Here is a 455-nt window from a genome sequence, read left to right as displayed (position 1 = left end):
ATATAGCCCTTGCTCTTCTCGACCTCGGTCGAAAGCGTGTCCACCGTCTGCTTCATGTTGGCGAGCGCCTCCATCTTGAAGCGGTCGATCGAATCCATCGTGTCGTAGATGTTCTGGAAGGCGCGCTGCAGCGTCTCCAGCGGGATGGTGGAGGAGGCGGCCTGGCTGTGGATCTGCGCGGTCTGGTTCTTGAGCATCGAGCCCGTGCCCTCGATCACGCTGGCCGTGGTGGTGTTGAGCGCGGTGATCTGGTCCAGCACCAGCTTCTGGCTGGTCAGCGCCTGCGCGACGGTGACGGCGGTGCGGAGCGCCGCGACGGTGGTGGTGGACGCCCGGTCCACGCCCTTGATGAGCTCGACATTGTTCTTCTTGACGAGGTCGAGCGCGAGATAGCCCTGCACGCTCACCGCCATCTGCGTGAGGAGGTCGGTGGTGCGCTGGCGGGTGTAGAAGAG

General features: G+C 64.0%; 1 protein-coding gene. It reads right to left on the bottom strand.

What is annotated here, in order from left to right:
• On the bottom strand, positions 1-455 hold a 455-nt coding region (locus AC2JF9_RS09135), incomplete at both ends, for a toxic anion resistance protein (protein WP_500727139.1).

This window comes from Lactobacillus sp. C449L, from assembly GCF_059900815.1.
Note: the sequence above shows the minus strand (reverse complement) of the source record. Positions and strands in the feature narration are given on the sequence as shown.